General features: G+C 70.3%; 10 protein-coding genes. 3 read left to right on the forward strand and 7 right to left on the reverse strand.

Annotated features, from left to right (window positions below):
- Positions 1-5 precede the first annotated feature (5 nt).
- Positions 6-878: an NAD(P)-dependent oxidoreductase gene (locus tag ACWCOV_RS21285; RefSeq protein ID WP_449831016.1), complete on the forward strand. Its 873-nt coding sequence runs from the start codon at positions 6-8 to the stop codon at positions 876-878.
- A gap of 5 nt (positions 879-883) precedes the next feature.
- On the opposite strand, the gene ACWCOV_RS21290 is transcribed toward ACWCOV_RS21285, so the two are convergent.
- The gene (locus tag ACWCOV_RS21290; RefSeq protein WP_449831017.1) at positions 884-1144 is read right to left on the reverse strand and encodes a hypothetical protein; all 261 of its coding nucleotides are present in this window, start codon (positions 1142-1144) and stop codon (positions 884-886) included.
- The gene (locus tag ACWCOV_RS21295; protein WP_449831018.1) at positions 1141-1683 is read right to left on the reverse strand and encodes an RNA polymerase sigma factor; all 543 of its coding nucleotides are present in this window, start codon (positions 1681-1683) and stop codon (positions 1141-1143) included. Before ACWCOV_RS21295 ends, ACWCOV_RS21290 begins: the two co-directional genes overlap by 4 nt.
- Before the next feature lie 278 nt (positions 1684-1961).
- Between ACWCOV_RS21295 and ACWCOV_RS21300 the strand changes: the two genes are divergently transcribed.
- Positions 1962-2558 (forward strand): ParA family protein, encoded by a 597-nt coding sequence (locus tag ACWCOV_RS21300; RefSeq protein WP_449831019.1) that lies wholly within the window; start codon positions 1962-1964, stop codon positions 2556-2558.
- A gap of 58 nt (positions 2559-2616) precedes the next feature.
- On the opposite strand, the gene ACWCOV_RS21305 is transcribed toward ACWCOV_RS21300, so the two are convergent.
- The 5 genes from ACWCOV_RS21305 to ACWCOV_RS21325 form a co-directional block, all read right to left on the reverse strand.
- Positions 2617-3753 carry an ROK family transcriptional regulator gene (locus tag ACWCOV_RS21305; RefSeq protein ID WP_449831020.1) on the reverse strand — a complete coding sequence of 379 codons (1137 nt, stop codon included), beginning with the start codon at positions 3751-3753 and terminating at the stop codon, positions 2617-2619.
- Between the two features lie 81 nt (positions 3754-3834).
- Complete coding sequence (locus tag ACWCOV_RS21310; RefSeq protein WP_449831021.1) at positions 3835-4719, reverse strand: oxygenase MpaB family protein; 885 nt, start codon at positions 4717-4719, stop codon at positions 3835-3837.
- Between the two features lie 10 nt (positions 4720-4729).
- Positions 4730-6376, reverse strand: coding sequence for a PHP domain-containing protein (locus tag ACWCOV_RS21315; RefSeq protein WP_449831022.1), 1647 nt, complete (start codon positions 6374-6376; stop codon positions 4730-4732).
- Positions 6377-6409: 33 nt separating this feature from the next.
- On the reverse strand, positions 6410-6970 hold the full coding sequence (locus ACWCOV_RS21320; protein ID WP_449831023.1) for a GNAT family N-acetyltransferase: 561 nt from the start codon (positions 6968-6970) through the stop codon (positions 6410-6412).
- Between the two features lie 10 nt (positions 6971-6980).
- Entirely contained in the window at positions 6981-8276 is a 1296-nt protein-coding gene (locus tag ACWCOV_RS21325; RefSeq protein WP_449831024.1) for an XRE family transcriptional regulator, read from the reverse strand.
- Positions 8277-8505: 229 nt separating this feature from the next.
- Here ACWCOV_RS21325 and ACWCOV_RS21330 point away from each other — a divergent pair, with 229 nt between their 5' ends.
- The gene (locus tag ACWCOV_RS21330) at positions 8506-8679 is read left to right on the forward strand and encodes a hypothetical protein (protein WP_165553433.1); all 174 of its coding nucleotides are present in this window, start codon (positions 8506-8508) and stop codon (positions 8677-8679) included.
- The last annotated feature ends 348 nt before the right edge of the window (positions 8680-9027 follow it).

Here is a 9027-nt window from a genome sequence, read left to right on the forward strand (position 1 = left end):
GGCGCATGAGTTCTCGAGAAGCAGTCACAGTGATCGGCCTCGGCGCGATGGGATCCACCATGGCCGAGGTCTTCCTCGCCGCCGGCCACCCGACCACCGTCTGGAACCGGACCGCGGGCAAGGCCGCCAAGCTGGTCGCGGCCGGTGCGGTGGAGGCGGCGACCGCGGCGGAAGCGGTGGCCGCGAGCAACCTGGTGGTGATCAGCCAGGTCGACTACACCGCGATGGACCAGTCCCTGGACGGTGTGGACCTCACCGGGAAGGTGCTGGTCAACCTCAGCTCGGACAGCCCGGAGCGGCTGCGGTCGGCGAGCAAGTCCGTCGCCGAGCGCGGCGGCACGCTCGTGACGGGCGGCATCATGGTCCCGCCGCCGGGCATCGGCCGGCCGGGCGCGTACGTCTTCTACAGCGGCCCGTCGGAGCCGGTCGACGCGCACCGGGAGACGCTCGAGATGCTGGGCCGGGCCGACCACATGGGCACCGACCCCGGGCTGGCGATGCTCTACTACCAGGCCATGCTCAACATCTTCTGGAGCACGCTGGTCAGCTACTTCTACTCGACCGCGCTGGTCGGTGGCGCCGAGCAGGTCCGGCCGTACGCCGAGACCATGCTGCGCGACCTGGCCGAGGACGGGCCGATGGGTTTCCTCCGCATCCTCACCGCGGAGCTCGAGAAGGGTGAGTACCCAGGCGGCGAGAACAACCTGCACATGCAGGCAGTCGGCGCCGAACACGTCGTGCAGGCGTTCGAAGAGCTCGGCCTCGACGCGGGCGTGCCGCGCGCGGTGGCTGCGCTGTTCGCCCGCGCCGACGCGGCCGGCCACGGGCCGGACGGCCTCAGCTCCCTGATCGAGGTGATCCGCAGACCGGCAGTCTGACTGCGCTACTCGCGAGCGGCGACGGTCAGCCTGCACTGGCCGTCGTCGCAGGCGCGCTGCAGCCTGCCGCGTGAGATCGTCTGGGCCAGGCCGATCGCCCAGCACATCGGGCATCCGCGCAACGCGACGACACCGACCGGCAGAAGCAGCAGGCTGATCGGTCCGGCCACGGGCAGGAGGGCGACCGATCCGATCAGCCCGCCGAAGCCGAGGGCGCCGCGCAGCAGGTGACGAGGCAGCGATGTGCTCGCGAAGCCGTCGTTCATGGCTGTCCTCCGGTGGTGTCCAAAGCCTCCCGGACCGCCGCGCGGGCGCGGTGCAGCCTGGACTTCATCGCGGCCAAGCTGAGACCGAGCGAGTCGGCAACCATCCGCCCGCTGTAGCCCTGCACGTCGCGCATGATCAGCACACTGCGCTGGTCCGCGGGCAGCGCCGCGATGACTGCCGCAATCGCACCCGCTTCCAGGCTTCGCAGTACTTCGTCCTCCGCCGACTGCACGGCAACGTCCCGGACCGGCGGATGGTCCCGCAGCATCCGCCGCGCCCGCCGCAGGCACTCGTTGCGAACGATGCGGAACATCCACGACGCCAAGGCTCCGGTGGCCCGGAGCATTCCGATCTTCCGGTACAGGACGATCAGCGCCTCCTGGGCTGCGTCCTCGGCATCCTCGGGGGTGGCGCACAGGGACCGGGCGAAGCGCCGTACGGTCGGGTGCGAGCCGGCGACCAACGCGGTGAGCGCGTCGACGTCACCGTCCTGGGCGGCGACGATCAGCCGGTCGTCGGGCCAGGCCGGGTCAGCCACGGGCCCGGCCCCGGCGACGCAGCACGACGAAGCTGCAGGTGCACAGCAGCACTACTCCGGCAACGACGGCGACGGCAATGGGGACGGTCATGACGGCCTCCTGGTCCGGCCCGGCCGGGTGCCGGGGACAGGTGTAAGAGGCGCGGGGTGGCCGAAAGGATTCCGGCGGCCTGAAGCGTCCTTCAACTTGGTCGGAGCCGGGGGCAACTATCACGAGATCGGCGGAGCAACGCCGACGACACGCCGGATTTCGGACAAAACCAGGTAGCGTCGGTCCCATGATCATCGTGACAGCTGCACTGAAGGGCGGGGTCGGGAAGACAACCACGTCGGTGTACTTGGCCGCGCTGGCATCTTCCAACCGTCGCACATCCACTCTGGTCGACGCCGATCCGCAAGGCAGCGCCGCCGACTGGGTCGGGGACTCCGAGGACAGTCACCTGGCCCGCGTCGAGGTCGCGGAGGCGCCGACCGAGCGCCTGCTGAACAAGGCTCTGGACAAGGTGCCGCCGGAAGGCATCGGCATCGTGGACATGCCGCCGTCCCACGAGCGGCTGCTGAACAAGGCGCTCGAGCGGGCCCGGATCGTGGTGCTGCCGACCCGGATCGGCGGCGTCGAGACACCGCGGGTGAAAGCGGTGCTGGACCTGGTGCCGGACCACATCCCGGTCGGCCTGGTGATCTGCTCGGCCCGGACGTACACCCGCAGCTACCAGGACGCGATGCAGCAGTACGCCGAGGAAGGCATCCCGGTCTGGGGCACCATCCCGGAGCGCGTGTCCATCACCGCGGGCCCGGCAGGCCCGCTCGCGGCCGACGGCCTGGAGTCCTACAAGAAGGTCTGGCGCAAGATCCTGGCCGCCGCCCGCAGTTGACCGCCCGCGACGGGGTTGGGTCCGTGTACTCGCTCGCGGGCCCAACCCCTCAGCGTTGTCAGCGCTGCAAGGGTGGCTCGCCCCGGACGTAGGAGCGGATCACGGTGGCGGCCGCGCCGCGGGCCCAGTCGTCGAAGGTGTGCGAGCGCAGCATCAGCCGGCAGTCCCCGGCCGCGCCGAACGCGTGCTCGGCGAACGCCCGCCGCATCCGCTCCTCGTACAGGTCGTACTCGGCGACGCCCTCGCCGGCGATCACCACCAGCTCCGGCCCGACCAGGTTGACCATCGCGGACACGGCCGAGCCGATCACCTCGCCGGCCCGGTCGAATGCTTCCCGGGCATGCTCGTCGCCCTCGTGCGCGAGCTTGATCGCCCCGGCCAGATCGAGGTCCGGCCGACCGGTCGTCTCCCGCGTCCGGGTCAGGATCGCGTCCGACGAGGCAACTGTCTCCACACAGCCCCGCCGTCCGCAGGTGCAGACCAGCTCACCCGGGGCCAGCGGAAGGTGGCCGAGCTCGCCGGAGACGCCGTACGCCCCGGACACGACCTCGCCGTTGATGTAGAGGCCGCAGCCGATCCCGGACCCGATCGTGACGACCGCGAACGAGTCGGCGTCCACCCCGACCCCGAACCACTGCTCGGCCACGGTCAGCGCGCGGACGTCGTTCGTGACCAGGATCGGGACCTTGAGCCGCCGGCCGAGCAGGTCGGCGACCGAGACGTCCCGCCAGCCCATCAGCGGCGAGTGCCGCACCACGCCATGCAGCGCGTCGACGTCGCCGGACACCGCAACGCCGATCCCGATCAGCGGACCGGCCTCGACCTCGTCCGACATCAGCTCCTTGGCCAGCACCGCGAGCTGTTCGATCACGCTCTCCGGCGCGGTGTCGTCGAGCGGCCGGTGCTGCACGGTCAGGATCCCGGCGGTGAAGTCGGTGGTGACGCCGATCAGCGCTGTGGGTGTGACCTTCAGCCCGATCACCGAGACGCTGTTGCGGATCACGGTCAGCGGGCTGACCGGGCGGCCGATGCCGAGCTGGCTGTCCGCCTCCGCCGGTGTGGCCGGTTGATCGGTGACGAACCCGGCCTCGATGAGCGGCGCGACCGCCTTCGTGACCGCCGCCTGGGACAGCCCGGTCCGGCGCGCGATCTCCACCCGCGGGATCGGGCCCTGGGTCAGGATCCGGGTCAGCACCTCAACTCCCGCCGGCGTGGCCAACGGGAGTGATCGATGCGGACGCAGCGGCACGAGAACAACTTACCGGCGAGTCGGCCGCTAAGCCTCGATATTCCCCAGGATGGGCGACGTCAGTGCCCATCGAATCGTCCGCGTGAGCCCTTCGCCGGCCGCGCGGACGACGGTTGCCTCGGCCAAGGGCAGGTACGGCAGCCGCAGCGGCCACCGCGTCCACCACGGCAGCAGGCCGACCGCGGCCGCTGTGAGGACGCCGTACGCCGGTCGCGCGACCATCGGCACCGGCGGGTGAATCAGCATGAAGCGGGCCGCCTGACGGGCCTCCGTGGTCCCTCGCAGCTCCGGGCGGTACGCGTCCAGCACGTCGCGCAGCTCGGCCACTGTGGTCGGTGGGTCGATCACACCGAGCTTGCGGGCGACGAGTGCCGCGTCCTCGACGTACAGGTCCTGCTCGGCTGCGTCGAGCGGCTGCGCGCCGTACGTTTGGTGGGCGGCCAGGAAGCTGTCCACCTCGGCGACATGCACCCACTTCAGGAGATGCGGGTCGGACGCGCGGTACTTCACACCGTCCGGACTGGTCCCACGCACCCGCTCGTGGACGCCCTGGACCCGTGCGATCGCCTCCTCGGCGTCCGGGATCGCGCCGTACGTCGTGATCGCCAGGAAGTAGCTGGTACGGCGCAGCCGTCCCCACGGATCGCCTCGGTAGCCGGAGTGCGCCGACACCGCGGCCATTGCCAGTGGGTGCAGCGACTGCAGCAGCAATGCCCGGAGCCCGCCGGCGAACATCGCGGCATCACCATGCACCCGGCGGATCGGCCGGTCCGGCTCGAACCAGCGTGGTCCCGGGGTGTTGTGCACGCGGCTCCGCTCAGCGGCCGGGTTCGGCCCGGCCACCTTCGTCATGATCATCCGCGCCAACCCGTCCCTCAACGGATCCAGCGGTCCTGCGATGGTGGCGGCCATACCCCCAGTGTCACACCACGTCTATAAAGATCGGGTTGGTGTAGAGCCAGGTGTCCAGCCACGGGTCGCCGTCGTTGGTCGGGTGCTGGATCGGCCCGGCCGGGTCGATGCGGCTGCCCAGGTACCCGGGCCCGTTCCGCTTGCCGTCGCTGCCTCGCACCCGGACGTAGTGCGACCGCTCTGCCTTACCCAGCGGGATGCGCAGCGTGTAGGTGCCGGACTTCCGCCGTACGTCGACCTGCTCGACCACTCGGGTGTCCGGCGCCTTCCAGCTGTCTCTGGCTGCCGTCGGCCCGGTCACGACGCCACGAATCACGTCCACATGTGCCAGCTTCGGGAGGACGCCGTGGAAGTTCGGCCGGGACGCAGTCGTCACCGTGACGCGCAGCTCCAGCCGCTGACCCCGGTGCACCCGCAGGCGCCCGCCGAGCGTCACACCACGCTGTGATGCGCCAACCGGAGCGAGCCGTACGTCGATGCCGTCCACCAGCTGACCGTGGTCGACCCAGACCCGGCCGGCCCTCAGCGCGGCCATCACCTCGAGGTAGCCGTAGCGCGTCACGCCCACATGCGTGCGACTGAACTGTCCCGGCCAGAAGTCGCTGCCCGGCTGCGGCACACCGGAGTCCGTCGGCGACGGCTTCCAGCCGAGGCTGTCGAAGTTCTCGCCGGGCGGGAACTCCCCGTCCTTCCAGGTGTCCCAGATGGTCCGGTGGTTGTCGCTGTTCGACGTGATCGAGAACAGCCTGCCCTCGGCGAGCAGGGAGTCCCACAGACCGCCGACCGTGGCCGTCGCCCAGTCGAAGCCGCCGTACGTGCGGTAGGCATCGGCCGGGTAGCCCGGGAAGCTGTTGGCGCTCGGTGCGTTGACGTACTCACCACGCTGGGCGTTGGTCGCTCCGCGGTACGCGACCCATGCCGGGTCAGCGTCGCCCTGCGAGCCGGGTGCGCCCTCCATGCCGATGCAGACGCCGGTGTCACGCCAGTCGCGCAGCTCGTAGGGGGCGTCGATGCCCAGCCGCAGTGGGTGGTTGGCGAGCACCAGTACGTCGTCGACGTACCCGCTCCGCTTCTGGGCTGCGAGCCACTGCAGGGCCTTGACGGCGTGCTGCTCGTTCGCCGGGTTGCTGTCCGCGCGCCCGGTCAGCTTGCCGTCGTACTCGCGCTCGAACTGCTGCAGCAAGGCCACGTTGTTCGGGCCGGGTGCGACCAGGACGGTGCCGTGCTCGGCAGCGGGGATGTACCACTCGAGGCCCTGGAAGATCAGCATCCGCGGGTTCTCGGCCCGGGCCTTCAGGACCTCGGCGTTCTCCGCCGCGGCGCCCTTGGCGGCGTGGCCGAAGTTGCTGTGCTCGGTGAACGCCATCCAGTCCAGCCCGAACTGCGCGCCGCGCTGCGCAAGTTGGCTGAAGTCGTACTTCGCGTCATGGCTGTAGCGGCTGTGCACATGGTGGTCGCCGACCAGGTAGACCAGGTCGGGGTCACTGCCCGATGCCGGGGTGGCCGCCGCTTCCGTCGTACCGACGGCTGTCGCGGCGAAGCCCGCTCCCAGCAGCCCGGCGCCGCGGATCAGGTTCCGCCGGGACACCCCCTGCGCGTCCAGTGCCGTTTCCGGCACCTCCGGATCGGCCCACTCCGGCACCTGCTGCTTCGACATGACGCGCAACCTTGCTGGTCATGACAAATGAAGTCAAGGCTTCGGGCGGCCGCCAGGTGAACGATCGGCGTACTCGTGCTCCAGCAGCGAGTAGAGCAACGAGTCACGCCAGTCCCCATTGGTGAAGACGTGGTGCCGGATCCGGCCCTCGTAGCTGAACCCGAGCCGCTTGACCACCGCGATCGAGGCCTCGTTCTCGGGGCCGATCGCCGCGCTGACCCGGTGCTTGCCGAGCGGGCCGAACGCGAACCGGAGCAGCACCCGGGACGCGTCGGTGGCGTAGCCGCGGCCCCAGTAGTCCGCGTGGATCGCGTAGCCGAGGTGCACCGCCCGCACTCCGGTCGGCCCGAGCCGGGCGAAGCCGACCAGCTTGTCGTCGTCCCGGCGGGTGACGGCGAGCAAGTAGTCCGGCCGGTCCTCCTGCGCTGCCCGCTCGACGATCGCGGTCAGCGCCTTCTCGGCCGCGGCCCGGTCCCGGCTGTCGAACGACAGCCACGACGTCACGCGGTCGTCGCTGACGATGGCCAGGTAGTCCTCGAGATCGGATGTCCGGAACTCGCGCAGCGTGGTCAGGTCACCGATCAGCGAATCCATCTGGCCGAAACTACCGGGGGAACGCCTGCATCGGCGTCCGGGTGAACATCTCGATCTCTTCCTGCAGCTCCCGGGCGTCGTCGGCGCGGCCGGACTGGCGCAGCGCCTGGTGGACCCGGCGGGCCGAGTGCACCACGCCGTTGATCCGGCGCTCGGCGGGCAGGCCCAGCACCGGCGCGATCGCGTCCGCGGCGCCGTCGAGCTCACCGCTGACGATCCGGGTGATGGCCATCGCGGCCTGGCTGCCGGCGGCGTCGCCGAAGGCCCACTCGGGGTGGTTCTGGTCGTTGTAGGCGTCGACGGCCTGGCGGGAGTACCGCTCGGCCTGGTCGACCTCGCCGGGCAGCCAGGCGAGCGCGTCGGCCGCGTAGTACAGCTGGCGGTTGCGGCCGAAGGTGCAGAGGCCGCCCATGTCGTCCAGGTCGTCGTTGCGCACCGTGTTCCAGGCGTTCTCGGCGCGCTCGAGGGCGGCGCGGGTGGCCTCCGGGTTGCCCAGCGCCGCCCAGGCGCGGGCCTCGCTCACCGGGAGCCAGACGCTGGTGGTGCTGTTGGCCTGCTCGGCGTACCCGGCGCCGAGCTGCGCGTACCGGACCGAGTCGTGCGGGTTGCCGGCCCAGTAGGAGACCAGCGACTGCAGGCCGCGCACCCAGGCGCGCAGGCCGTGGTGGTCGGCGTTGTCGGCGCAGAGGAACGCGGTCCGCGCCTGGGTGAGGGCGGCGTGCGGGTTTCCGAGGTCGTGGGAGGCCTTGGCGAGCAGACCACCGGTCACACCGCCGAGGAAGTACAGCTGCCGCAGGTGCTCCGGACGTTGCCGGCTCTCCAGCAGGGCGAAGATCAGATCCTGGGTTTCGACCAGCTGGCCGAGGATCTCCGGCAGCGGGCGCTGCGGGTATGCCTTCGCGACGTGGCGCACATCGTCGTACACCTGTTCCATGGCCTCGCTTCCGAGACCGGACTGGGCCGCGAGGGCAAACGCCCTCGCTCGGCTGGCAGCCATGTCGAGAACCTCCATCTCATTACCTGTCGTGATCCGTCCACTCGCGGCAGGTGCCGGCACCACCTGGCCGGCCTGCTCGGGGACGTACGGCGCGAGGAGCTCCTCGACCGGCTTGCCGAACATGCGCTGCAGGGTGCGCCGGGTCTGAGGAGTGGTCCCTGCGCGCTCGCCCGATGCGAGGCGACGCAGGTGCCGCTCGGTGATGGTTCCACCCAGCTCGACGAACTCGGCGACGATCTCGGAGTAGGTCTGGTTCCGGCGCTGGATCAGGTGCGCCAGGACCGTCTTTGGCGCGTACCTACCCGCCATCGTTCCTCCCGTTCACGTCAGTTCAGACGTTGTCTCGACTGATGCCTCACGACAAGGTGCGGTCCCCCAGATGTCCGCGAGAGGACCGGAAGAGGTCCGGCAAAGGTCCGGTCCAGGTCCTAGAGCGGTCACGTTGGGCTCGTGCACCATTACTGCCATGACAACCAGTAAGTCCAACTGGTTGCAAGGCCTGAGAGTTACGGGGTGAGAGGTAGTGACCATCGCGGAGATGACGTCGAGACAGCACCGCCGAAGGGTGCGGGTCTGGTTCGGCGAGCATGTGATCGCGCAGTACGTCGCGGAGGCGCCGCTGGCGGCCCGCTACGAGCAGGCGATGCGGAGGCGTTTCGCCGGCCTCCGGGTCACCAACGACGTACTCGGTCCACTCGACAGCACCGACTGAAAACCTGAGTTTTCCGGGTCCTCCTCAGACCCGGTCCGCTGCCCCTGGAGTCTCCTCACGTCCAGGAGCAGCACCTGGAAGGTCCGGGGCACTCCTCAGCCCCGGACGAAACCCAAGGTGTGGTCCGGAGCACTCCTCAGCTCCGGACCACACCGCCCACCGACCCGGCTGGGCCTGGCGGCTGAGCCCCTGTATCGCCGCCGCCCAGCCGTTCCAACCACCTCCTGGCCGACACCTCGGGCCAGGCGGGGAGTGTCCTGGGCGGTAGGACACCGTGTGGCTCGTGACACCTCACCACGAGCCGCCCCCCGAGGTGGCCGGCTCCGTTGTGTGACCGCCCAGGCGCGG

Source organism: Kribbella sp. NPDC002412 (assembly GCF_053592935.1).